General features: G+C 73.5%; 19 protein-coding genes and 4 tRNA genes. 12 read left to right on the forward strand and 11 right to left on the reverse strand.

Annotated elements, in window-relative coordinates; translation table 11 throughout:
• Positions 1–113: 113 nt before the first annotated feature.
• The gene (locus tag KZX45_RS03950) at positions 114–2,618 is read left to right on the forward strand and encodes an ExeM/NucH family extracellular endonuclease (RefSeq protein ID WP_248256427.1); all 2,505 of its coding nucleotides are present in this window, start codon (positions 114–116) and stop codon (positions 2,616–2,618) included.
• 127 nt (positions 2,619–2,745) lie between these two features.
• Here the strand turns inward: KZX45_RS03950 and KZX45_RS03955 are convergent, their stop codons facing one another.
• The 5 genes from KZX45_RS03955 to KZX45_RS03975 all read right to left on the reverse strand — a co-directional run bounded on the left by KZX45_RS03955 (position 2,746) and on the right by KZX45_RS03975 (position 6,789).
• Positions 2,746–5,514: an ABC transporter permease gene (locus tag KZX45_RS03955; protein ID WP_248256428.1), complete on the reverse strand. Its 2,769-nt coding sequence runs from the start codon at positions 5,512–5,514 to the stop codon at positions 2,746–2,748.
• Positions 5,511–6,356, reverse strand: a complete 846-nt coding sequence (locus KZX45_RS03960; protein ID WP_248256429.1) for an ABC transporter ATP-binding protein — start codon at positions 6,354–6,356, stop codon at positions 5,511–5,513. Before KZX45_RS03960 ends, KZX45_RS03955 begins: the two co-directional genes overlap by 4 nt.
• A gap of 101 nt (positions 6,357–6,457) precedes the next feature.
• Positions 6,458–6,530, reverse strand: a tRNA-Phe gene (locus KZX45_RS03965).
• 42 nt (positions 6,531–6,572) lie between these two features.
• Positions 6,573–6,646: transfer RNA gene (locus KZX45_RS03970), tRNA-Asp, on the reverse strand.
• 70 nt (positions 6,647–6,716) lie between these two features.
• Positions 6,717–6,789 (reverse strand) — tRNA-Glu (locus KZX45_RS03975).
• Between the two features lie 196 nt (positions 6,790–6,985).
• Here KZX45_RS03975 and KZX45_RS03980 point away from each other — a divergent pair.
• Positions 6,986–7,342 (forward strand): metallopeptidase family protein, encoded by a 357-nt coding sequence (locus tag KZX45_RS03980; RefSeq protein WP_248256743.1) that lies wholly within the window; start codon positions 6,986–6,988, stop codon positions 7,340–7,342.
• Positions 7,343–7,419: 77 nt separating this feature from the next.
• Here the strand turns inward: KZX45_RS03980 and surE are convergent, their stop codons facing one another.
• Both surE and KZX45_RS03990 read right to left on the reverse strand, forming a co-directional pair.
• Positions 7,420–8,304 carry a 5'/3'-nucleotidase SurE gene (gene surE, locus KZX45_RS03985; RefSeq protein WP_248256430.1) on the reverse strand — a complete coding sequence of 295 codons (885 nt, stop codon included), beginning with the start codon at positions 8,302–8,304 and terminating at the stop codon, positions 7,420–7,422.
• A gap of 2 nt (positions 8,305–8,306) precedes the next feature.
• A complete protein-coding gene (locus KZX45_RS03990) occupies positions 8,307–9,359 on the reverse strand; it encodes a 1-phosphofructokinase family hexose kinase (RefSeq protein ID WP_248256431.1) in 1,053 nt (350 codons plus the stop codon).
• A 135-nt stretch (positions 9,360–9,494) separates the two neighbouring features.
• On the opposite strand from KZX45_RS03990, the gene KZX45_RS03995 reads away from it, so the two are divergent.
• The 8 genes from KZX45_RS03995 to KZX45_RS04030 all read left to right on the forward strand — a co-directional run bounded on the left by KZX45_RS03995 (position 9,495) and on the right by KZX45_RS04030 (position 17,267).
• The gene (locus tag KZX45_RS03995) at positions 9,495–9,995 is read left to right on the forward strand and encodes a GNAT family N-acetyltransferase (protein ID WP_248256432.1); all 501 of its coding nucleotides are present in this window, start codon (positions 9,495–9,497) and stop codon (positions 9,993–9,995) included.
• Between the two features lie 125 nt (positions 9,996–10,120).
• Entirely contained in the window at positions 10,121–11,899 is a 1,779-nt protein-coding gene (locus KZX45_RS04000; RefSeq protein ID WP_248256433.1) for a mechanosensitive ion channel family protein, read from the forward strand.
• Positions 11,900–11,991: 92 nt separating this feature from the next.
• Positions 11,992–12,405 (forward strand): peptide-methionine (R)-S-oxide reductase MsrB, encoded by a 414-nt coding sequence (gene msrB / locus KZX45_RS04005; protein WP_248256434.1) that lies wholly within the window; start codon positions 11,992–11,994, stop codon positions 12,403–12,405.
• Positions 12,406–12,419: 14 nt separating this feature from the next.
• Positions 12,420–13,232 carry an endonuclease/exonuclease/phosphatase family protein gene (locus KZX45_RS04010; protein WP_248256435.1) on the forward strand — a complete coding sequence of 271 codons (813 nt, stop codon included), beginning with the start codon at positions 12,420–12,422 and terminating at the stop codon, positions 13,230–13,232.
• Between the two features lie 33 nt (positions 13,233–13,265).
• On the forward strand, positions 13,266–14,189 hold the full coding sequence (locus KZX45_RS20185) for an AEC family transporter (RefSeq protein ID WP_248256436.1): 924 nt from the start codon (positions 13,266–13,268) through the stop codon (positions 14,187–14,189).
• On the forward strand, positions 14,186–15,094 hold the full coding sequence (locus tag KZX45_RS04020) for a DMT family transporter (RefSeq protein ID WP_248256437.1): 909 nt from the start codon (positions 14,186–14,188) through the stop codon (positions 15,092–15,094). The genes KZX45_RS20185 and KZX45_RS04020 overlap by 4 nt, the downstream gene beginning before the upstream one ends.
• 225 nt (positions 15,095–15,319) lie before the next feature.
• Entirely contained in the window at positions 15,320–16,861 is a 1,542-nt protein-coding gene (locus tag KZX45_RS04025; RefSeq protein ID WP_248256438.1) for a DEAD/DEAH box helicase, read from the forward strand.
• Between the two features lie 136 nt (positions 16,862–16,997).
• Positions 16,998–17,267: a GlsB/YeaQ/YmgE family stress response membrane protein gene (locus KZX45_RS04030; RefSeq protein WP_248256439.1), complete on the forward strand. Its 270-nt coding sequence runs from the start codon at positions 16,998–17,000 to the stop codon at positions 17,265–17,267.
• 146 nt (positions 17,268–17,413) lie between these two features.
• Here KZX45_RS04030 and KZX45_RS04035 read toward each other — a convergent pair whose 3' ends face one another.
• The 4 genes from KZX45_RS04035 to KZX45_RS04050 all read right to left on the reverse strand — a co-directional run bounded on the left by KZX45_RS04035 (position 17,414) and on the right by KZX45_RS04050 (position 20,462).
• Entirely contained in the window at positions 17,414–18,856 is a 1,443-nt protein-coding gene (locus KZX45_RS04035; RefSeq protein ID WP_248256440.1) for a cell wall metabolism sensor histidine kinase WalK, read from the reverse strand.
• The gene (locus tag KZX45_RS04040) at positions 18,853–19,527 is read right to left on the reverse strand and encodes a response regulator transcription factor (protein WP_248256744.1); all 675 of its coding nucleotides are present in this window, start codon (positions 19,525–19,527) and stop codon (positions 18,853–18,855) included. Before KZX45_RS04040 ends, KZX45_RS04035 begins: the two co-directional genes overlap by 4 nt.
• 231 nt (positions 19,528–19,758) lie before the next feature.
• Entirely contained in the window at positions 19,759–20,262 is a 504-nt protein-coding gene (locus tag KZX45_RS04045) for a hypothetical protein (protein ID WP_248256441.1), read from the reverse strand.
• 127 nt (positions 20,263–20,389) lie between these two features.
• Positions 20,390–20,462 (reverse strand) — tRNA-Lys (locus tag KZX45_RS04050).
• A gap of 190 nt (positions 20,463–20,652) precedes the next feature.
• Here KZX45_RS04050 and KZX45_RS04055 point away from each other — a divergent pair.
• Together KZX45_RS04055 and KZX45_RS04060 are read left to right on the forward strand one after the other, a co-directional pair.
• Positions 20,653–21,285: a hypothetical protein gene (locus KZX45_RS04055; RefSeq protein WP_248256442.1), complete on the forward strand. Its 633-nt coding sequence runs from the start codon at positions 20,653–20,655 to the stop codon at positions 21,283–21,285.
• A 77-nt stretch (positions 21,286–21,362) separates the two neighbouring features.
• Positions 21,363–23,354 (forward strand): acyl-CoA dehydrogenase family protein, encoded by a 1,992-nt coding sequence (locus tag KZX45_RS04060; protein WP_248256443.1) that lies wholly within the window; start codon positions 21,363–21,365, stop codon positions 23,352–23,354.
• Positions 23,355–23,396 lie beyond the last annotated feature (42 nt).

The following is a 23,396-nucleotide window of genomic DNA, read 5'->3' on the forward strand; positions in this document are numbered from 1 at the left end:
CGCGTGTGGGAGTGTCCTGTGATGATGGGCACCGCCGGACGACGACGTCCGGCGGAAACTGCCGTCCGGTGATCCCGGGGCGGCGACGCGAGGATCTATCCAGGAGGTTCGCTGTGAGCTCGGCACCCCGTCGTACAAGAACCAGGAAGGCGGAGGTGGCGGCCGCGGCCGTCGGCGCCGTCGTGCTGGCCCCCCTGGTCGGCCTCGCGCCGGCGAGCGCCGCGCCGGACGGCAGCGGCGTCATCATCAACGAGTTCTACGGACGCGGCGGCAGTGCCAATGCCCCGTACACCCACAAGTTCGTCGAGCTGTACAACCCGACGGACCAGGCGATCTCCCTGTCCGGCATGTCGGTCCAGTACCGGAGCGCTGCGGGGCCGCGCGCATCCAGCAGCGCCAACCTCGCTGGTCAGATCGAGCCCGGCGGCTACTTCCTGGTCCAGCTGAACTCGAACGGCGCGACCGGTAGCCCCCTCCCCACGCCCGACCAGGTCGCCACGAACGTGTCCCCGAGCGGGACCACCGGCGTGGTGTTCCTGGCGGACACCACCGAGCTCCTCAGCATCCCCGCGGGAGATGTCAACGGCGGCCCCCTCGAGGACGTGGTGATCGACCTCCTCGGGTTCGGCGGCGCCAACGCGTACGAGGGTGCGGCCGCTGCGAACCAGGGCGCCAACGCCACCCCGCTGTCGTGGCAGCGCACGGCCTTCGTCGACACGGACAACAACCTCGCCGACTTCACGATGGCCCCGCCCACGCCGCAGAACAGCGCGCCCGGCGATCCGGAGGATCCGGTCGACACCTGCGGTGACCCTGACAACGCCGTTGCCCTCGTCTCGGACATCCAGGGGTCAGGCGCGACCTTCGACCCCGCCTGCTCGGGCGAGCAGACCGTGGAGGCGGTGGTCACCGCCGTGACGCCCGGCCTGTCCGGCTTCTACGTCCAGGAGGAGCTCGCGGACAGCGACGGCGACGACACCAGCTCCGAGGGCATCTTCGTCTTCTCCCGCTCGATCCCCGAGGGGGTCGAGGTCGGTCAGCTCGTCCGCGTGACCGGCACGGTGGGGGAGTACACGACCTCGGGGAGCTCGCAGACGCAGCTCACCGGTCCGAGCGTGGAGGTCGTCGGTGACGCGGAGGCGATCGCACCGACCGCCGTCACGTTCCCGGTCGACGCGCCGGAGACGCTCGAGCAGTACGAGGGCATGCTCGTCGAGCTGACCGACACCCTGGTCATCAGCGAGTACTTCAACTACGACCGCTTCGGCGAGGTCGTGCTGGCCAAGCCGCTCGAGGGGCAGGACCGGCTGCACACGCCGACCGCCGTCGTCGACCCCGGACCCGCGACCGTGGAACTCCTGGAGGAGTACGACCGGCGCGTCATCACGCTCGACGACGCCGTCAGCGCGCAGAACCCCGGCACGGTTCCGCACCCGGGCAACGGCGAGCCGTTCAGCGCGGAGAACACCTTCCGCGGCGGCGACACGGTCACCGGCGTGCAGGGCGTCATCGACAACACCCACGGCGTGTACCGGGTGCAGCCGACGGCGTACGGCGAGTACACCGCGGCGAACCCGCGGCCGGAGGAGGCGCCGGAGGTCGACGGCCGCGTCCGGGTCGCGAGCTTCAACGTGCTCAACTACTTCCTCACCCTCGACGAGGGCCCGGCGGTCTGCGGCCCCGAGCTGAACATGGACTGCCGCGGCGCGAACTCGGCCGAGGAGCTGGAGCGTCAGCGAGAGAAGACCGTGGACGCGATCGCCGAGCTGGACGCCCACGTGGTGGGCCTCATGGAGATGGAGAACACCCCCGGCGTGGAGCCGGCGGCGGACCTGGCGGCCGGGCTGAACGACCTGCTCGGCAAGGGGACGTACGACTTCATCGACACCGGCGTGGTGGGGACCGACGCGATCCGGCTCGGGTTCCTGTACCAGCCCAGGGAGGTGCAGCCCGTCGGTGACTTCGCCGTGCTGGACTCCTCGGTGGACCCGGCGTTCGACGACACCAAGAACCGCCCGATGCTCACCCAGACCTTCCGGGAGATCGGGACCGGAGAGGTGTTCACCGTGTCCGTCAACCACCTCAAGTCCAAGGGCTCGGCCTGCGCCGGGGACCCGGACACCGGCGACGGCCAGGGCAACTGCAACCTCACCCGCACGGCGGCCGCCGAGGCCATCGCCGACTTCCTCGCCGAGGACCCCACCGGCAGCGGCGACCCCGACCACCTGGTGATCGGCGACCTCAACTCCTACGACCACGAGGACCCGATCCGGGTGCTCGAGGCTGCCGGCTACACCGACCTGGTGAAGAAGTTCGGCGGCGAGGAGGCCTACGGGTACGTCTTCGACGGCATGGTCGGTTACCTCGACCACGCCGTGTCGAACGAGTCCCTCACCCCCCAGGTGACCGGCGCGGCCGAGTGGCACATTAACGCCGACGAGCCTGACATCCTCGACTACAACCTGGACTTCGGGCGGCCGGCGGACTACTGGACGGGTGACGCCTACCGCTCCTCCGACCACGACCCGGTCCTCGTGGGCCTGGACCTGTCCGGCAAGCCGGGCAGCCGCACGGACCACTCCTACGAGCGGGGGCGTCCTGCGCACGCCGGGCGCTGACCCGACCACCGGCCCGCGCTGACCGGTCCGGGCAGCAGTACCGTCAACGGTGAGGATCCGATGGCCTCAGGGCGTCGAATCCTCACCGTTGGCGTCTTCTCAGCCGTGCCTCTCGCTGTTGTCAGGGCTACTCGTGGGTGACGGCGTCCAGGACCGGCAGGTAGGCCGCCCGCGTCGCCGGCCACAGGGCCGCCAGCACGCCGACGACGCCGGAGAGCAGCACCATCCCGCTCAGCAGGTCCCAGGGCACCGCGAGCTCGGTGAGTCCCTGCTCCGCGAAGACGGAGGGCAGCGCGGACGCGAGCCCCACCCCGACCGCCACGCCGAGCAGCGTGCCGAACACGGCGGTGAGCACCGACTCGACGGTGATCGTTGCCGCGAGCTGGAGCCTGCCCAGCCCGACCGCGCGCATGAGGCCGATCTCGCGGGTCCGCTCGATGACCGCGAGAGCCAGCGTGTTGACGATGCCGAGCACCGCGATGATCACGCTCAGCCCGAGCAGCGCGTAGAGGATGACCATCGCCTGGTCGACCTGCTCGGCCAGCGCCCCGGTGAGCTCCTCGGCGTCCTGGACCGTCAGCACCACGAACGGCTCGACGACGGCGTCCAGCGCCGCGCGCAGATCCTCCACCTCGACGCCCGGCGCCGCATCGACCAGGACGGCCAGCACGGAGGTCTGCCCGTCGGGGACGGCGTCCGCGAAGGCGTCGGCGTCCATGATCACCGGGGCCGACAGCAACTGCGACGCGACGACCGCGCCGATCCGGGCCGCCCGCGGGCCGTCCGGCCCCGCGACGGTCACCTCCTCGCCCACCGACCAGCCCTCCTCGACGGCGGACGTCCGGCTCACGGCGACCTCGCCGTCGGCCAGCGGTTCCAGCGAGCCGGAGACCACCTCGACCTCGAGGGTCTGCCCGAACGCCTCGGCCGGCACGCCGATCACGCGGTAGGTGTCCTCCGTACCGTCGGGGGCGGTCACAGCGGTGCGGCCGACGGTGATCGTGTCCACCCGCCCGGCCTCGGAGAGCCCCTCGATCTGGGTGACGACGCCGGGCGGGACCGTGCGGGTGGCGGACTGGACCCAGAAGTCGGCCCGGGACTCCGACTCGACGATCGAGCTCGTGGAGGCCTGCGCCGACTCGGCGAGCACCGCGCAAGCGCCGACGAGCGCCATGCCGATCATCAGCGCGCCGGAGGTGTTGGCGGTGCGCCGCGGGTTGCGCATCACGTTCCCCCGGGCGAGCCGGCCGACGGGGCGGAGCAGGACGACGAAGGGCCAGGCGAGCACCCTGACGACCGCCCGCGCGATCACCGGTGAGACCGCGAGGGCGCCCAGGAGCACCGCCCCCGCGCCCAACCCCAGCCAGGTGCCCGCACGCTCGGTGCCCTCCTGGACCGAGTTGACGACCGCGGCGACGCCGCCGATCAGGAGCACGGCCCCGACGGCCGCGCGCAGGTGCAGCGACCGCTCGACGACGACCACGTCGTCGCGCATGGCCTCGACCGGCGGCGTGGTGGCCGCGCGGCGGGCGGGGATCGCGGCGGCGACCAGGGAGATGCCCGTCCCGAGCGCCACTGCCGCGGCGGCCTGGACGGGCGCGATCACCACCTGCCCGCCCAGCTCCATGTCCATCCGCGCGAGCCACGCCCGCACGACGGCGATGAGACCGATCCCGCCCGCGATGCCACCGGCGGACCCCACCAGGCCGACCACGGTGGCCTGCCCGAGCACCGTGACCATGACCTGGCCGGGCGAGGCGCCCACGGCGCGCAGCAGCGCGAACTCGCGCTGGCGCTGACGCACGGACATCGCGAACGTGTTGCTGATGATGAACGCCCCGACGAACAGGGAGATCAGCGCGAACACCAGCAGGAACGTGCCCAGGAAGCCGAGCAGCTGGTTGATCGCCTTGTTGGCCTCGTCCCGGACCTCCTCGCCGGTGACGACGGCGACGTCCTCGTGGTCCGCGACGGCCGCGGCGATCGCGTCCGCCACCGCGTCCCGGTCGGCGTCCTCCTCGAGGAAGACCGCGATGGAGGGCACCTCGCCGTTCGGGGCGAAGGACGACTCCCCGGTCGCCGCGTCGACCAGGACGAGGGTGGTGCCCACCATCGGATTGCCGTAGGTGACCTCGCCGACCACCGTCACCTCGGTCAGCGACCCGGCGCCGATCACTACCTGGGTGACGTCCCCGATGTCGAGACCGGACGTCTGCATCGCGGTCGTCTCCAGGGCGATCTCGCCCGCGTCCCGGGGCTCGCGGCCGCGCACCAGGGTGCCGGACGGGTCGTTCGCTCGCAGCGCGCTTCCCAGCGAGGGGGCCTGCCCGTTGACCACCGCCTGCCCGTCCGCGCCGATGAGCACCACCGTGCCGAGGAGGTCCGGCACAGCCTGGTCCACGCCGTCGACGGCGGCGACGTCGTCGACCAGGTCGAGCGGCACCGGCCTGCGCTGGGGGCCCAGGGTCTCGACCCGGGTGCCCTCGGACTCCTCCGGCGGCGGGGACGACGGCACCTCCGTCGGAGCACCGGTGGGGGAGTCACCCGGGGAGGTCGCCACCTCCGGCGGGACGCCGCCGGCGAGGTCGGCCGGTGTGCCCGTCGCGGCGTCGTCCGGTGTGCGCGTCGGGGCGGTGCCGTCCGGGGCGACAGGTGCGGACGGGGCTGCCGCCGCCGCCGGCTCCTCGGCCACCCCTGCGGCGGCTGTGGTGACGGGGCCGCGCAGGTACAGGTCCCCCTGGGTGGTCGAGGCGATGATCGAGCTGAAGGTGTCCGACAGCAGCGCGCGGAGCGAGAAGGTGCCCGTCACGAAGGCGATGCCCAGCGTCACGGCGAGCACGCTGAGGACGAAGCGCACCAGGTGCGCGCGGATCTCCCGCAGGGCGACCCGGATCATCGGCGGGCGGCGACAGGCATGCGGTCACCGAGGCCCTCGCGCGCAGCCCCGAGCTCGCGGAGCGCGTCGAGGATGGAGTCGGCGTCGGGCTCGCGGAGCTCGGCCTCCAGCCGACCGTCGGCGAGGAAGAGGGCCCGGTGGGCGTACGCGGCCGCCGTCGGCTCGTGGGTGACCATGACCACGGACTGGCCGAGCTCGTCCACGCTCGTGCGCAGGAACCCGAGCACCTCGGCGGCGGCGGTGGAGTCGAGGTTGCCCGTCGGCTCGTCGGCGAACACCACCGACGGGGCGGCGATCAGCGCCCGCGCGCACGCGACACGCTGCTGCTGGCCGCCCGAGAGCTCGGTGGGGCGGTGGTGGAGCCGGTCCGTCAGTTCGAGGGTGCGCACGATGGTGTCGAAGCGCTCGCGGTCGACCGGACGGCGGGCGATGTCGAGCGGGAGCGTGATGTTCTCGGCCGCGGTCAGGGTCGGGACGAGGTTGTAGGCCTGGAAGACGAACCCGATCCGGGTGCGGCGCAGCTTCGTGAGCTGCCGCTGGCCCATCCGCGAGATCTCCACGCCGTCGACCTCGATGGTGCCCTCGGTGGGCGAGTCCAGCCCGGCGAGGCAGTGCATGAGCGTCGACTTCCCGGACCCCGAGGGCCCCATGATCGCCGTCAGCTCACCGCGCGCGAGGTCGACGTCGACGCCGTCCAGCGCCCGCACGCGGGTGTTCCCGGCGCCGTAGACCTTGGTCAGGCACCGAGCCTGGACGATCGGGTCGTGGACCGGCGCGAAGTCCGCGGGGCCGACCAGGCCTGAGCCGGGTGCCGCCTCGTGCGTCGTGCTGTGCCTTCCCATGGCCCGATTGTGACTCACCTCGCGACGCGGGGCAGACCGGTGCGGTCGCTGAGGCGGGGACGACGAAGGCCCCGCACCCTGGGGTGCGGGGCCTTCTGCCGTGGCTCCGACCGGCGTCGATCCGGTGACCTTTCGATTTTCAGTCGAACGCTCTACCAACTGAGCTACAGAGCCCTGACACGAACGCCCGGCCATACGGCCGGGCGTCCGTACCGGCGACCCCGACGGGACTTGAACCCGCGACCTCCGCCGTGACAGGGCGGCGCGCTAACCAACTGCGCTACGGGGCCTCGTGAGAGGCGTGGAGCCTGGTACCTCTGTTCTGCATGTCCTGCTGGTGCTGCTCCTGCTGGTGGTGCGTACCCCCAACGGGATTCGAACCCGTGCTACCGCCGTGAAAGGGCGGGGTCCTAGGCCGCTAGACGATGGGGGCCCGTTACTGCTGTGGACAACCCGTGACGCCGGAGCGCCCCAAGACCTCGGACAGCATACGGTGAGAAAGGCCCGCGGAGCAAAATCGGATCCGTGTGCCGCTCGTCACGCCGGCAGCGCGCCGTAGAACCTCACCTGCCGCAGCCCCGGGTGTGCCGCCCGGCCGCCGGCCGGGGCACGATGGTGCGGTGGTGGACATGACGCGCGAGGCCTTCGAGGAGGCCGTCTCCGAGGCTCTCGACCTCATCCCGCAGGAGCTGGCGGACCGGATGGACAACGTGGTGGTGCTCGTCGAGGACGAGCCCACCGCCGAGCAGCTGGCGGGGGAGGAGGACCTGCTGGGCATCTACGAGGGCACACCGTTGACCGAGCGCGACTCCTGGTGGGCGGCCGGGTCGCTGCCGGACCGGATCACGATCTTCCGGGGCCCCACGCTGCGCATGTGCGAGAGCGAGGACGAGGTGGTCGAGGAGGTCGCCGTCACCGTCGTCCACGAGGTCGCGCACCACTTCGGCATCGACGACGACCGGCTGCACGAGCTCGGCTGGGCCTGAGAGGCCCGGCCGGACCGGGCGCCCGCGCGCCGTCGGGCGGACCGCCGCGCGTCCTCAGGCGGGAGCGTCGCGCGTCCTCAGACGGGAGCGTCGCCGTCGTCGTCCACGATCTCGCCGGTCGGACGGTCCGAGCCCGTCGACATCACCGTCCCCGTCGAGACCTCCACCAGCGCCTCGCCCTCGTGCCCCGCGGCGGTGGACTGGGTGCCGTCGATGCGGGGCAGGGTCACCCCGGAGTCGTCGTCGACGGGCGCCCGGAGCATGGTGAGCGTCGCCCACCCGCGCGCGAGGAGGTAGTGGTCCGTCCCCGGCTCGTCCTCGGCCTCCACGCCGGTGTACGTCAGCTGCACGTACCCGGTGCCCAGCTCCTTCACCCGCGCCTGCACGGCACCGAAGCTGGCCAGCGTCGCCGGGCGGATGCCCCGCAGGCGGTCGGGGGCGATGTCCGGCACGTTGACGTTGAGCACCCGCTCGTCCACCGGCTGGTCCAGCAGCCAGGCGAGGGCCTGGTCGGTGACGTAGCGGGCGGTCTCCCAGTGCTGCGGGTCGCCGGAGGCGATGGAGACCGCCATGCCGCGGATCCCGTGCGCGGACGCGGAGAGGGCGGCGCCGACGGTGCCCGAGTGGAGGGTCGCCCGGCCGGTGTTGGCGCCGAGGTTGATCCCGCTCATCACGACGTCGGGCTTGTCCCCGAAGGCCCCGAAGGCCGCGACGAACCCGATCAGGCCGGGCGCCGCCTTGACCCCGAACGCCCGCACCTCTGCGGGCAGCCCCGGCGGGCGCTTGTCCACGAACACCAGCTGCCCGTTCTCCTCCTGCGCGGTCAGAGCGGCGCTGGCACCGGAGTACTGCCGGTGCGGCGCCGCCACCACGACCTCGTGCCCGGCGTCGAGCGCCGCCTCGGCGAGGATCGTCAGTCCGGGCGACTCGATGCCGTCGTCGTTGGTCACTAGTACCCGCACGGTCAGTCCATCTCCTCGATGCTGATGCGCTCGGCGAAACGTTCGATCTGGTGGCGCCGCCCGGTCCCGAGACCGCGCCGCGTGACGTTGAGGGCGCCGGCCGCGGCGCCGAGGCGGACCGCGTCGGCCACGTCCAGGCCGCGGCCCAGCCCGACGGCGATCCCGGCGGTCATGGAGTCGCCCGCCCCGCGGTGGTCGAGCGGGGTGACGACGGGCCCCACGGCCCGGCTGGTGCCGTCGGGCGTGACGAGCAGCGCGGGCGCCTCCGCCCGCGAGACCACCATGGCACCCACGCCGTCGGCCACCAGCCGCTCGGCGGCCGCCCGCAACGAGTCGGTGTCGTCGTGCTCGGCGAGCCCGGCGGCGACGAGCTCCTCGTGGCTCATCTTCAGCACGTTGGGGCGCTCCCGGGCGGCGGCCCGCGCGGCTCCGGCGGACAGGTCTGCCACCACGGGCTTGCCCGCGGAACGCAGGTCGCGCACGATCCGGCCGAAGAACGTCGAGGGCACCACGCTCGCCGGCTCGGCGCCGGTGACGACGAGAACGTCGGACTCGAGGGCGTCGACCAGCACGGTGCCGTACAGGTCGTCGAGCTCGTGCCGGTTCAGGGCGGGCGGGGGCATGTGGGCGACCGTCTCGCGGTCCTCGCCGCGCAGGTCGAAGACGTACCCGCCGTTGCCGCCGCTGTACGTCACGGCGTGGATCGTGAGCTGGTCCGTGCTGAGCATCTGCGCGATGGCGAACCCGAGCTCGCCGCCGAAAGGGGCGCAGACGGTGACGTCGGCGCCGAGCGAGACCGCCATGCGCGCCACCCAGAGGCCCTGCCCGCCCGGGTGGAGGTGGATGTCCGCGTGGTCGGTAGGGCGCCCGGACTCCTCGTGCCCGCCCGCGATCTCCACGACGAGAAGCGGGGTGGGGGCGACGACGCAGATTCGTGGCCGGACCGGGGCGCCGCCCGTCACGACGTCGGGGACGGCGTTCGAGACCGGCCCGGCGTCGACGGGTGCCGGGTCGGCACCCTGCGGCAGAGCGCCGACGGCGGCGGTCACGTCCATGGCGCGAGCCTAGGTGGCACGGTGTCCGCGCGCGAGAGGTCGCCGTCGCCGTCGCGTCGGTGCGGCGGGGCCGTCCCCCGGGCTCTGCGCGGCCGGGGTCTGGCAGGAAGACGGCACCCGGTGCACCATGTGGGGATGACGAGCGAGTCGAGCACCCGGGCGCCCGGCCGGCCGGTCCGCATCATCGAGGGCCAGGCGGCCAGCGAGCGGGCGACGCGCGCCCTCGCGGCCTACTTCGCCGAGCTCGACGAGCGGATCGAGGGCGGCGTCGTGACAGAGCTGCTCCAGGTGCTCCCGCCGGAGGAGGTGACGCCGCCGCGCGGGGACTTCCTGCTGATGACCGAGCTCGGGACGGGCAACGTGCTGGGCTGCGGCGGGGTGCGCGTGCTCGGTGAGGGCACCGTCGAGCTGCGGCGCATGTGGCTCGTCCCCGACGTCCGCGGCCGGGGGCTCGGCCGCTTCCTCCTGCGGGCGCTGGAGAACCGGGCGCGCGCCCTGGGCGGCCGCCGCGTGGTGCTCAGCCTGAACAGCGCGCTCACCGAGGCGCTGGCGCTGTACGAGTCGGCCGGCTACACGCCGGTGGAGCCCTTCGAGGACAACCCGTACGTGGACCTCTACCTGGGCAAGGATCTGTAGCCGGTCCTCGCGTCGGGTGGGTCCTGAGGACACCGCTCGTCCGTCGCTGCCCCAGCTCGAGCCCCTACGGCCCGCGACCCGGCCGATTTAGGAACCGTCCAGGCGACGAACGTAGCCTTGGTCGGATGGACGAGAACGCGGTCGAGGACACGGTCGAGAACACGGTGGAGATCCTCGAGGTGGTCCTGTGGGTGGGCGGCGGCATCGTCGCCGGTCTGCTCGTGGCCATCCTCGTCGCCGCGATCACGCGCGTCGTCGCGCGCGGTCGACCGATCGCCGGCTTCATCCGCAACCGCTGCCGGCGTCCGTTCCAGCTCATGCTGGCCGTCCTGGGTGCCTGGATCGGCCTGGTGATCGCCTACCCCGTGGCGGAGGGCGCCGACGCCGGCGCACCGCTGTGGCGGCGGGTGGCGGAGCACGGGCTGCTGATGCTCGAGATCGCCGCCGTCACCTGGTTCGTGGTCGGTCTCGTCCGGGTCGCGGAGGACATGGTGCTCGGCCGGGTGGCCGACGGCGCCACCAGCGCCCGGGCGCGCCGCATCCAGACGCAGTCTCAGGTCCTGCGCCGGGTGGGGGTGGCCGTCGTCGCCATCCTCGGCATCTCGGCGATCCTGCTGACCTTCCCGGGCGCGCGGGCCGCGGGCGCCTCGATCCTCGCGTCGGCCGGCATCATCTCCGTCGTCGCCGGCCTGGCGGCCCAGACGACCCTCGGGAACGTCTTCGCAGGGCTCCAGCTGGCGTTCACCGACGCGATCCGGGTGGACGACATCGTCATCGTCCAGGGCGAGTTCGGCTACATCGAGGAGATCACCATGACCTACGTGGTGGTCCGCCTGTGGGACGACCGGCGCATGATCATGCCCTCCACCTACTTCACCGAGAACCCCTTCGAGAACTGGACCCGACATGCCCCCGCCCTGCTCGGCGGGGTAGAGCTGGACCTGGACTGGCGCGTCCCGGTGCCAGCCATGCGGGCCGAGTTGGAGCGGCTCCTCGCCGCCACCGACCTCTGGGACGGGCGCGTGGGCATCCTGCAGGTGCTTGACGCGACGAACGGCATGATCCGCATGCGCGCGCTCGTCTCCGGCAAGGACGCACCCACCCTCACGGACCTGAAGTACTACCTCCGCGAGGCCCTCGTCGACTGGGTGCAGACCAACGCGCCGTACGCGCTGCCCCGGAACCGGTACGAGCAGGACTTCGTGGAGATGCTGGACAACCGGGCCGAGCTGGACCACGGGGAGCTGGCGAGCGAGGTCGCCGAGATGGCCGCCCTCGACGGCGCCGGTCACCTCCCGCAGGACGACACGATGCTGGTCCCGCGCGTCGACGAGGACACCGACGTCCGCCGGAGCCGGGAGTCGACCGCCCGTCGCGCCCGCCGCCGGGCGGCCCGCGAGGACCGCCGTCGGGCCCGCGACCACGGCGGGCGTGTGCCGGTGGACAGGCGCCCGCGGCCCTCGGCGGACGCCACGCAGGTCATGGACCTCGCAGCCCTGGAGGCGGCCGTCACGGACGGCCGGGTCGCCGGGCCGGACGGCGCGGAGGAGCCCGAGCAGGTCCGGCCCACGCGCCGCACCTCCCTGCGTGACCGCACCGGCGTGGCGGTGACCTCGAACGGCGAGGGGACGACGGCGACCACCGCCGGGCACGAGTCGTCCCTGTTCACCGGCTCCCGGGAGGCGGAGGAGCGCGCCCAGGCGTTCAGCGGCCCCGGCGAGCAGGTCTACGTGGAGCGTGAGCAGACCGCCGAGCGGCGTGCCGCGGAGGAGGAGCGCCGGCTGGCGGACGAGCGCGGGGCCCAGCGGCGCCAGGGCGGGACGGTCGTCGACGGCTCCGAGGACCCGCCCACGCGGATCCTCGGCCGCGACGGCGCGCCGGACGACGGAGGCGACGAGGGCTGATGCCCGCACGGTCCCGGCGTCGTGCCGTGCCGCGCCGTGCCGTGCCGCGCCGCGGCGTGCACGCCCGGGCGGTCCTGGCGCACCATGGGGCCATGACAAAGATCGAGAAGACCGACGAGGAGTGGCGGGCCGAGCTCGACGCGTTCGAGTTCCAGGTGCTGCGCCGGGCCGCCACCGAGCGCCCCTTCACCGGCAAGCTCCTGTCCGAGGACCGCGAGGGGATCTACCGCTGCCGGGCCTGCGGCGCCGAGCTGTTCCGCTCGCACACCAAGTTCGAGGCGCACTGCGGGTGGCCGAGCTTCTACGCCCCGACCGACTCCGACGCCGTCGAGCTGGTCGAGGACCGCTCCCACGGCATGGTCCGGACCGAGGTCCGCTGCGCCAGCTGCGGCTCCCACCTCGGGCACGTCTTCGACGACGCCCCGCAGACCCCCACCGGTGAGCGGTTCTGCATGAACTCCGTCTCGCTCACCTTCGAGCCCGACGCCGAGGCGGGACAGGCCTGAGCGGCACCGCCGCGGTGCGGGTCCTCACCCTCAACCTCCAGCACGCCGCCCCCGCACGCACCCCCGCGGGCGTGGGCGGCCGGGCCGGCAGGGACACGCTGCGGCGCGCCGGTGACGAGCTCGCCGGCGTCGGGGCCGACGTCGTGCTGCTCCAGGAGGTCGACCGCGGGCTGCGCCGCTCCGGCGGCCTGGACCAGGCCGCCGTCCTGGCGGACCGTCTGGGCATGACCCACCGGTTCGCGGCGAGCCTGGCCGGCTCGGTCGGCGGCTCGCTGCTGCCCGCCCGCACCTCCACGCCCGGGAGCGGGTACGGCGTCGCCCTGCTGACGCGGCTGCCCGTCGTGACCTGGCACGTGATGCGGCTGCGCGGGGGCGGGCCCGGACGGCGCCGCGGGTTCCCGGCGTGGTCGCCCCGCGGCTGGTCCTGGGACGCCGGCCGCGTGCTGCTCGCCGCGGTCCTGCGCACCGAGGACGGCCCGCTGTCGGTGGGTGTCACGCACCTGTCGGTGCTGCCCGTCGTCGCCCGTCACCAGCTCGCCGTCGCGGCGCACGGCCTGCTGACGCTGCCCGGGCCCCACCTGCTCGGCGGCGACCTCAACCTCTCCCCGGGCGCCCTGGCGTCGTCGGAGGTGGTCCCCGGGCTGCTCGCCCCGCTCGCGACCGGCCGGACCTTCACCAACGCCCGGCCGCGCACCCAGATCGACCACCTCCTCGGCGCCGGCCTGGTCGCCGCCGGCCCGGCCCGGGTGCACCACCTCTCCGTCTCGGACCATGCGGGGCTCAGCGTGGACGTGCGCCGGGCACAGCGGCCGGCGGTGGGAGGATGAGGCCGCAGACGGCCGGCTGAGAGGGGGAGACGCGTGGCGGGCGTGCTCACCGGTTTCGTCACGCTGGCCGTCGTCGTCCTCCTCGGCTACCTCCTCGCCCGGTGGGAGGTGCTCGGAGCCGGCGCCGACGCGGTCCTGAGCCGGCTGACCTTCTTCGCCGCCACCCCGGCCCTGATGTTCCGCACCGTCAGCGAGGCGGAGGTGGCCGACGTCTTCTCCGCCGGCGCGCTCGTCAACGTGCTCACCACGGCCGTCCTCGTGCTCGTCTACACGCTCGTGGCCCGTGTCGTCCTGCGCAGGCGCGGTGCGGGCCTGACCCTCGGCGCCCTGAGCGCCAGCTACGTCAACGCGGGCAACCTCGGCATCCCGCTGCTGGTCTTCGCCGTCGGCAACGCGGCCGCCATCGCGCCGGTGCTCCTGTTCCAGCTCCTCGTCATGGTGCCGGTCAGCTTCGCGCTCCTGGACGCCCAGACCGGGCGTCGTGGGGTGTCGCTGACGCAGACGCTCTCCATGCCGGTGCGCAACCCCCTGGTCATCGGCGTCGCGCTCGGCCTGCTCGTCTCCCTCACCGGCGTCACGCTCCCCGAGGTGGTCGCGCTGCCGGTCGACCTCGTGGCGAACATGGCCATCCCGGTCATGCTGATCGCCTTCGGGCTCTCGCTCAGGGGGGCGCCGCTGCCCGGCCGGGGCGACGAGCGGGCGCCGCTGTGGACCGCGGTCGCCCTCAAGGCGCTCGGCGGGCCGGCGCTCGCCTACGTCCTCGGGGCGCACGTGTTCGACCTCGCCGGGGCCGACCTCCTCGGACCGGTCATCGTCGCCGCCCTCCCGACGGCGCAGAACGTGTTCGTCTACGCAATGCGCTACGGACGCGCGGTGCCGGTGGTCCGCGACGCCGTCCTGCTCACCACGCTCGGCTGCGTGCCGGTGGTGCTGGCGCTCGTGGCGGCGCTCGGATGAGGCCGGCCGGCCCCCGGGGCGTGGCGGCGGTGCCCGCGCCGGCGCTGTTCATGTTCTCCGCGCTCAGCCAGTACGTCGGCGCCGCGGTGGCCGTCGGGCTGTTCGCCCACATGCCCGCGACGACGGTGGCCTGGTGGCGCCTCGCCGTCTCCGCCGTCCTGCTCGTGGCCTGGCGGCTGCCGTGGCGAGCGCCCTGGACCCTGCGCACGCTCGCGGGCTCCGCGCTGTTCGGGGTGGTGCTGGGCGCGATGAACCTCCTGTTCTACGCCGCGATCGAGCACCTGCCGCTCGGCACCGCCGTCTCCCTGGAGTACCTCGGCCCGGTCGCCGTCGCGGCGCTGGGCGGGCGCGGGGCGCGCGTGCGGGTCGCCGTCGCGCTCGCGCTCCTCGGGGTGGTGTCCATCAGCGGGCTCGGGCTCGACTGGTCCGCCCCCGGCACGGTCGCCGGTGCGGCGTTCGCGGTCCTCGCCGGCGCCGCGTGGGCGGTCTACATCGTGCTGGGCAGGCGCATCGCCGCGGGGCGTGACGGACTGACCTCGCTCGCCGTCGGCACGGTCGTCGGCGCACTGTTCTACGCACCGGTCGCCGTCCCGACGGCGGGGGCCGCGCTGTCCGACGTCGCGCTGCTGGCCGCCGTGGTGGGCGTGGGCGTGCTCTCCTCGCTGATCCCCTACGCCATCGAGCAGGTGGCGCTGACCCGCCTGGCCGCGCACACCTTCGCCCTGCTGACGTCCCTGCTGCCGGCGACGTCACTGCTGGTCGGTCTCGTCGTCCTCGGGCAGGTGCCGACCGTCGGGGAGGCGGTGGGTCTGGTGCTCATCTCGGTCGCGGTGCTGCTCGCCCGGACCGACGCCCAGCGGGGCGGGACGGGCACCGCGCCGCCGGGCGGGGTCGAGGGGCCGTAGCGGTCCCGGCCGGGCGCCGGGACGGACACCGGCATGCGGGGCGGGGTGGTGGTGCTGCTCACCAACCGGGCCGTTCCGGACCGTCCCGTGCGATACTGACGACAGGTGGCGCCCAGCGGCGCCCCGACATCGCACTGCACGGCCACCGCGCCGGCGGGTCACCCCGCCGATGACGAGTGAGCGGAGATGCCTGCGGTGACCTTCAGCTGAGAGAAGTACGCCTCCGTGCCCCAGAACACCTCTGCGCCCGCGACCGCCTCGTTCGACGCCCTCGGCGTCCCCGGCGTCCTCGTGCGCTCGCTCACCACGCGCGGGATCGACGCGCCGTTCCCGATCCAGACCGCCACGCTGCCCGACACCCTCGCCGGCCGCGACGTGCTCGGCCGCGGCCGCACCGGCTCGGGCAAGACCCTCGCGTTCGCGCTGCCGCTCGTCGCGCGCCTGGCCGCGCTCGTGCCCTCCGGCGAGACGATCCCGGGCCGCACGCGCGCCGGGCGTCCCCGCGGCCTCGTGCTTGCGCCCACCCGTGAGCTCGCCAACCAGATCGCCGACACCATCACCCCGCTCGCCACGGCCGCCGGCCTGAGCGTGACCACCATCTTCGGCGGGGTCAGCCAGAACCCGCAGGTCGCGGCGCTGGGCCGCGGCGTCGACATCGTCGTCGCCTGCCCCGGCCGCCTCGAGGACCTGATGGGGCAGGGTCACATCCACCTCGACGCCGTCGCCGTCACCATCCTCGACGAGGCCGACCACATGGCCGACCTCGGCTTCCTGCCCGGCGTCACCCGCATCCTGCGCGCGACCACCCGGGGCACCCAGCGCCTGCTGTTCTCCGCGACCCTGGACAACGGCGTCGACAGGCTGGTCGCCCAGTTCCTGGACAACCCGCTGCACCACAGCGTCGACTCGGCCGAGTCGCCCGTCGCGGCCATGGAGCACCACGTGTTCATGGTGAGCTCCACCGACGCGAAGAACGAGCTGGTGCGCACGCTCGCGTCCGGCACGTCGCGCCGCCTCCTGTTCACCCGGACCAAGCACCAGGCCAAGAAGCTCGCCCGGCAGCTGACGTCGTCCGGCATCCCGGCCGTCGAGCTGCACGGCAACCTCTCCCAGAACGCCCGCGAGCGCGGGCTGGACGCCTTCTCCTCCGGCGACGTCAGGGTCATGGTCGCCACCGACATCGCCGCCCGCGGCATCCACGTCGACGACGTCGACCTCGTCGTCCACGTCGACCCGCCGGCCGAGCACAAGGCCTACCTGCACCGCTCGGGCCGCACGGCGCGCGCGGGCCACGGCGGCGACGTCGTCACCCTGGTGCTGCCCGAGCAGCGGGGCGACTTCCGTACCCTCGCCCGCGCGGCGAAGATCCGCGTCACGCCCGTGGACGTGACGGCCGACGACCCGCGCGTCGTCAACCTCGTCGGCGCCGTCGCCCCGGCGGTCGACCCGCAGCGTGCGCACCTCGCGGCCTCGCGCAAGCCGGCGCCGCAGCAGTCCGGTGGCGGAGCCCGCTCCTCGGCCGGCTCCCGTCGCCGTCGTGGCGGTTCCGGTGCGGCCCACTCCACCTCCACGCCCGGCAGCGGCGCGGCCCGTCCGGCGCGGACTGCCGCTCCCGCCGCCGGGGGAGCGTCGCCGTCCGGGCGCACCCGCACCACGGTCAACGGCCGGCCCGTCGGGTCCGCGTCGCCGGCCGGCGCGGGGCGGCCCGGCCGCTCCCGCCGCGCGACCGGCTCCCAGGGCGCCCCGCGGCGCACGGGCGGACGCTGACCTCCGGCACCGTGAACAACTTGTGACCCACCTGTGACCCGGTTCGGGATGCGGGCCCAGGTCAGCACTGTCACGCTTCCCTTGTCAGCAAGACTTCCGTGCCGCCACGCGCGGCCTTGAGAAAGCGAGGCTCACGATGAGCATCATCTGGATCATCATCACAGGAGCCGTCATCGGCGCTCTTGCGCGGCTGTTCATGAAGGGCGACCAGAACCTGGGCATCCTCTGGACCATCATTCTCGGAGCCGCCGGTGCCGCCGTCGGCTACCTGCTCACCGACGCCTTCGGATGGGCCGAGACGGGCGGCGGCGACTGGATCCGCTGGATCGTCTCGATCCTGCTCGCGATCCTGTTCATCTCGATCTACCTGGGCGCCACCCGCGGCCGTCGCACCGCGCGACGCTGACGCACGCCGCTCTCGGGACCGGTCGCACCATGGGTGCGGCCGGTCCCTTTCTCTGTCCAGTTCGCCCGTCCCGAGTCGGCGCGCTCCCTGGAGCGGCCCGGTGGAGCCGCCTGCGGCCGCGGCGGGCGGGCGGGACGTGGCGGGCGTCAGCGCGGCGCGGAGCCGTGCCGGAGGTCGGGTGCGGGCTCGTGCCGGGCGTCGGGAGCCGCCTCGTGCGGGACGTCGAGCGCCGGCTCGTCGGCCTCGGGCTCGAGCGGCAGGCGAAGCTCGAAGACGGTCCCGGCGGGACCGGTCTCGTCGGCGACCACCAGACTGCCGCCGTGCGCCTGCGCGATGGCCCGGCTGATGGCGAGCCCGAGACCCGTGCCGCCGTGGTCGCGACCGCGGGCCTCGTCGAGCCGGGTGAAACGGTCGAAGATCCGTTCGCGGTCGGCGGCCGGGATGCCCGCCCCGTCGTCCTGGACGGCGACGACGGCGTTCTGTCCTTCGCGACGCAGCGCGAGAGAGACGGTGCTACGAGCGTGGCGGCGGGCGTTGTCGGTGAGGTTCCGCAGGATGCGGGCGATCTGCGCCTCGTCGCCCAGAATGCGCAGGGCGGGCAGCTGCGAGACCTCCACCGCGAGCGGGGACGCCGTCCGGCGGAGCCACTGCGCCTCCGCGTGGACGACGTCGTCGAGGTCGATCTCCCGCGCGACGCGCGGCGCACGACCGTCGAGGCGCGCCAGGAGCAGCAGATCGTCGACCAGCCGCGCCATCCGCGTCTGCTCCGCCTGGAGCGCCGAGGCGGTCTCCTGCCACAGCGACGGGTCGTCGCGCGCCCTGGCCACCTCGAGCATCGCCTGCATGTTGGCCAGCGGACTGCGAAGCTCGTGCGAGGCGTCGGAGACGAAGTGCCGGCGACGCTCGGTGGAGGCCTCGATCCGCGCCAGCATCGAGTTCATCGTCTCCGCGAGCCGGTGGATCTCGTCGCGCGCCGGCGGCAGCGGGACCCGCTGCGAGAGGTCGCCCGCGCCGATGGTTGCCGCCTTGTGACGGATCTCCTCGACGGGCGCCAGCGCCCGGCCCACGCTCAGCCAGGTGACGAGCCCCGTCAGGGCGAGGACCGCGGGGAAGATCGCGACGATCAGCCGGCTCGCGTCCTCGACCGCCCGTTCGACGGCGACCAGGGACTGCGCGACCACCACCGTCCGCTCGGCCCCGGCGGGCATGGCGAACACGCGGTAGGGGCGGGCGAACGGCGCGCCCGGCGGGAGCGTCCGGGTCCGGACCGTGGGCTCGTCGGTCGGGCGGGCCATGGGAGCGGTCTCCACCAGGCCGTCACTCGCGGCGAGGACCCGGCCCTCCGAGTCGAGCACCTGCACGAAGCTCCCGCCGTACGGCAGGGCGGGCACGTGCGGGGCGCCCGTGGTGTCGTCCTGCAGGACGATGATGTCCAGGGCGCGGTCCTGGGCGGAGGCGTCCACGCCGTCCACGAGCTCGCGGCGCAGCAGCAGGACCACGGCCACACCCGCCAGGGCGAGGATGACGGCCACGACGGCGGTGGCGTCCAGGGTGGTCGTCGCTCGGACCCCCAGCCGGCCGCCTCTCATGCGCGCCTCCCGCTGAGGCGGTACCCCATTCCGCGGACGGTGCTGATGGTGACCCCGGGAGTCGGCTCGAGCTTGCGGCGCAGGCGCCCGATGTAGACCTCGACGACGTTCGGTCCGCCGTCGAACGCCTGGTCCCAGACGTGATCGAGGATCTCCTGCTTGCTCACCACCCGCTCGGCCCGGTGCGTGAGGTAGGTCAGCAGTGCCAGCTCCCTGGCGGTCAGGTGCAGCTCCGTCTCACCCGCCCAGGCCCGCTGCTGGGCCGGGTCGACGCGGAGCGGGCCGACGGCGAGCGGCGGGCCGTCACCGATGGAGGCGCGGCGGGTCAGAGCCCGGAGCCGGGCGGAGAGGACGACCGGGGAGAACGGCTTGGACATGAAGTCGTCCCCGCCGATGTCGAGCGCGTCCGCCTCGTCGTACTCACCGTTCTTCGCGGTCAGGAACAGCACCGGGGTCCGGTCGCCGCGCACGCGCATGCGCCGGCACACGTCGTAGCCCGACATGCCCGGGAGCATGATGTCGAGGACCACGGCGTCGAAGTCCTGCTCCCGCGTCTGCCACTCGCCGTCGATGCCGTCCTCCGCCAGGACCACGGTGAACCCCTCGGACTCGAGGGTCCGTCGGATCGCCGTCGCCAACGGCCGTTCGTCTTCCACCACCAGGATCCGCACCCCGTCTCCCCACGTCATCATGGGTCCGACGCCGCCAGGCTACGCGCGCGCAGGGGGCAGCCGGGAGTGCCGGCTGCCCCCTGCAGGGGTGCGGGGTGACCCCCACGCGCCGGAAGGGCGAACGTGGGGGGCCTCGGGTGCCGTCGCCGGGAGGACTCGCCGCCGAGCCCGGGTGACGGCGGGGGGAGGGGCGGAGCTACGTCGAGCTACGTCGCCCGGAAGCGACCTCTGCTACTTGCGGTGGTCCCAGTCGTGGTCGCGGTCGCGCTTCTTGTCGTCGTCCTTCTTGTCGTGGTCGCGGTCGTGGTCGCGCTTCTTGTCGTCGTCCTTCTTGTCGTCGTCCTTCTTGTCGTGGTCGCGGTCGTGGTCGCGCTTCTTGTCGTCGTCCTTCTTGTCGTGGTCGCGGTCGTGGTCGCGGTCACGGTGATCCCGGTCGCGGTGGTCGCGGTCGTAGTTCTTGTTGCGCACGACGCGGTCGCACTCGTCCTTGAACTCCTTGAGCACGCCCTTGAACGTGCGGCTCTTCTCGTGGTGACGCCCGTCGTCGTCGGTCCACCTCACGTGCCAGTAACCGTTCGCGCGGTAGAAGTTCACGTTCCAACAGACGTTGTAGTTGTCGTGGTAGCCGTGGGCAGGAACGATCGTGGGGGTGGCGGCGACGGCGGTGCCTGCGCCGCCCAGCACCGCGAGGCCGATGGCGGCCGAGGCGATGCCGGAGATGAGCTTGTGGGACATGGCAGTTCCCTCCAGTGGTTGCGTCATTGCAGCGCCCACTGTGCTGAGGGAAGCCTGAACGGAACCTGAACCCACCTGTCGGCCCGCTCAGGGAGGAAATCCCCGGGGGCGGCGGAGTGACCGTCGGTGGGCCCCGTGGGGATCGAACCCACAACCCGCGGATTAAAAGTCCGCTGCTCTGCCGATTGAGCTAGAGGCCCCGGGGGCGCGGCCCCGGCCGCCCGACGAGGGGGCGACGGAGGGACACGTTACCGGCAGACCCACCGCCGCCGGAGCCGCGGCGCCGCGTCCCGGACTGCACGGTGGCGCGCCACGCGGGTAGCGTCGGGGGACGAGCCGGCCGGTAGTCGCCGCCGGGACCACGCCCCGCGAGGGGGAGGGAGCAGGGTAATGAGCGAACGACGTTTCCGCAGGCCGGCGATGCTCGACCCGGCCCAGGCCGAGCTCATCGAGGGCGACGAGGACCCGGCACTCAGGTCCGAGGTAGCCCACACCTCCGCCCAGGCGCTCGTGCGCGGCGGGCGGGAGGGAGCCGAGGACGCCGAGCTCGTCCGGCGCCTCGTCCAGCTCGTCGACACCGAGGGGCTCGACGCCATCGCCGCGCTGTGGTCGCGGAGCCCGCACACCACCCTGCCAGGGACGCTCTGGCGCCTGTACCTCCTGCGCGAGTGGGTCCGCCGCGACCCCACGGCGGTCGCGGACCGTTATCGCCTCGGCCTCGAGCGCGCGGAGGTCGCCGGGGCCGTCGCCGGGGTGGCCGAGCCGCCGGGCCCCGACGAGGTCACCGACGTCTGCGACAAGGTCCTCTCCGGTCTCTACGACGGCGACCTCGCCGTCGCCCTGGAGCGGGCCGCCGCGTTCCTGCGCGTCCTGGCGACGGGCTCGGCCATGCACGCCGACTGGATCGAGGAGGACGACGACGATCTCGCCTTCCGCGTGACGCGTCGCGCCGGCGCGCTCCTCACGACGGCGGAGGAGTTCGAGGAGGCGGCGGGCCTCTGCCGGGCGGGCCGCCTCGACTGATCCTGTGCCGAAAGTCCTTGCCTCGCCACGCTGATAGGTGATACTGCCAGTACCGGCAACGACGGCGGGAGGCAGACATGACTGCGACCAGGCAGTCCGACGACGTACGCGCGTCCGGGACCCACAAGGTCAGCGAGCGCGAGGCACGACAGGTGGCCGAGGCCGCCAGGGAGAGCAGGTGGACGCAGCCCTCCTTCGCCAAGGAGCTCTACCTCGGGCGGTTCCGGCCCGATCTCATCACCCCCCATCCCCGGCCCGAGCCCGAGCTCGCGGTCCGCGGGGACGCCTACCTGGCGCGGCTCACGGAGTTCCTGCGGACGGTGGACGCCCGGGCGATCGAGCGCGACGCCCGGATCCCGGACGAGGTGGTCGCCGGGCTCGCGCGCATCGGCACGTTCGGGATCAAGATCCCCACCGAGTACGGCGGCCTGGGGCTGGGCCAGGTGCACTACAACCGGGCCCTCGTGCTCATCGGCACGGTCAACCCCGCCCTCGGTGCCCTGATCTCGGCGCACCAGTCGATCGGCGTGCCCGAGCCGGTCAAGCAGTTCGGCACGGCGGAGCAGAAGCGCGCCTACCTGCCGCGCTGCGCCGCCGGCGCCATCTCGGCCTTCCTGCTCACCGAGCCGGACGTCGGCTCCGACCCCGCGCGCCTGCACACCACCGCCACGCCCACGGATGACGGCGACTTCGTCCTCGACGGTGTGAAGCTGTGGTCCACCAACGGCGTGGTCGCCGAGCTCCTGGTGGTCATGGCACGGGTCCCCGCGTCCGAGGGGCACCGTGGCGGCATCACCGCGTTCGTTGTCGAGGCGGACTCGCCCGGCATCACCGTCGAGCGCCGCAACGCGTTCATGGGCCTGCGCGGCCTGGAGAACGGGGTCACCCGGTTCGACGGGGTGCGGGTGCCCGCCGCGAACGTCCTCGGGCGGGAGGGGCAGGGTCTGAAGATCGCCCTGACCACCCTCAACACCGGGCGGCTGTCGATCCCCGCGCTGTGCGTCGGCGCCTCGAAGTGGTCGCTGAAGATCGCCCGGGAGTGGGCCGGCGAGCGGGTCCAGTGGGGGAGGCCGGTCGGACGGCACGCCGCCGTCGCCCACAAGATCGCCTTCATGGCGACGGCGACGTACGCCCAGGAGGCCGTCGTCGAGCTCGCTGGGCACCTGGCGGACGCCGGCCGCACCGACATCCGGATCGAGGCGGCCCTCGCCAAGCTCTTCGCGTCCGAGCGGGCGTGGCAGGTGGCGGACGAGCTCGTCCAGATCCGTGGCGGCCGCGGCTACGAGACGGCCGACTCCCTCGCCGCCCGCGGCGAGCGGGCGGTCCCGGTGGAGCAGGTCCTGCGCGACCTGCGCATCAACCGCATCTTCGAGGGCTCGTCGGAGATCATGCACCTGCTCATCGCGCGCGAGGCGGTCGACGCCCACCTCGCCGTCGCGGGGGACATCATCGATCCCGATGTCGACCTCGCCGGCAAGGCGAGGGCGGCCGGCCGCGCCGGTGCCTTCTACGCGACGTGGCTGCCGCAGCTGCTCACCGGACCGGGGATGGTGCCGACCTCCTACGCGGAGTACGGACCCCTCGCCACCCACCTGCGGTTCGTCGAGCGCAGCTCGCGGAAGCTGGCCCGTGCCACCTTCTACGGCATGGCCCGCTGGCAGGGCGGGCTCGAGCAGCGTCAGGGCTTCCTCGGGCGTGTGGTCGACATCGGGGCGGAGCTCTTCGCGATGGCGGCGATGTGCGTCCGCGCCCAGATGCAGCTGGAGGACGACGACGCCGCCACCGGCCGGGCCGCCGTGCGGCTCGCCAACGCCGCGTGCCGTCGCTCGCGTCTGACGGTCGAGCGTCTCTTCGACGCGCTGTGGACGAACACCGACGACGCCGACGAGGTGCTGGCGAAGGAGGTGCTCGACGGCGAGCACCTCTGGGCCGAGGCGGGCATCGTCGACCTCTCCGAGGGGACCGGCCCGTGGATCGCCGACGCGACGCCGGGGCCCGCCCGCGCGGCTGACGTCTCCCGCCGCATGCTGCCCACCACCAGGGAGGCGAGCGTCCCGGGCAAGCCCTGACGCTCCTCCACCGGGAGCGCTCACCCCCGTGCGCCCCTGCCG

This window comes from Georgenia sp. EYE_87 (assembly GCF_023148685.1).
Taxonomy (GTDB): Bacteria; Actinomycetota; Actinomycetes; order Actinomycetales; family Actinomycetaceae; genus Georgenia.

Coding starts and splice junctions, on each gene's coding strand:
- KZX45_RS03980 (WP_248256743.1), top strand. CDS start 6,986: ATGACGCGCGAGGCCTTCGAGGAGGCCGTCTCCGAGGCTCTCGACCTC.
- KZX45_RS04030 (WP_248256439.1), top strand. CDS start 16,998: ATGAGCATCATCTGGATCATCATCACAGGAGCCGTCATCGGCGCTCTT.
- KZX45_RS03960 (WP_248256429.1), bottom strand. CDS start 6,356: ATGGGAAGGCACAGCACGACGCACGAGGCGGCACCCGGCTCAGGCCTG.
- msrB (WP_248256434.1), top strand. CDS start 11,992: ATGACAAAGATCGAGAAGACCGACGAGGAGTGGCGGGCCGAGCTCGAC.
- KZX45_RS03990 (WP_248256431.1), bottom strand. CDS start 9,359: ATGGACGTGACCGCCGCCGTCGGCGCTCTGCCGCAGGGTGCCGACCCG.
- KZX45_RS04055 (WP_248256442.1), top strand. CDS start 20,653: ATGAGCGAACGACGTTTCCGCAGGCCGGCGATGCTCGACCCGGCCCAG.
- KZX45_RS04045 (WP_248256441.1), bottom strand. CDS start 20,262: ATGTCCCACAAGCTCATCTCCGGCATCGCCTCGGCCGCCATCGGCCTC.
- KZX45_RS04060 (WP_248256443.1), top strand. CDS start 21,363: ATGACTGCGACCAGGCAGTCCGACGACGTACGCGCGTCCGGGACCCAC.
- KZX45_RS04000 (WP_248256433.1), top strand. CDS start 10,121: ATGGACGAGAACGCGGTCGAGGACACGGTCGAGAACACGGTGGAGATC.
- KZX45_RS04035 (WP_248256440.1), bottom strand. CDS start 18,856: ATGAGAGGCGGCCGGCTGGGGGTCCGAGCGACGACCACCCTGGACGCC.
- KZX45_RS04020 (WP_248256437.1), top strand. CDS start 14,186: ATGAGGCCGGCCGGCCCCCGGGGCGTGGCGGCGGTGCCCGCGCCGGCG.
- KZX45_RS03955 (WP_248256428.1), bottom strand. CDS start 5,514: ATGATCCGGGTCGCCCTGCGGGAGATCCGCGCGCACCTGGTGCGCTTC.
- KZX45_RS03995 (WP_248256432.1), top strand. CDS start 9,495: ATGACGAGCGAGTCGAGCACCCGGGCGCCCGGCCGGCCGGTCCGCATC.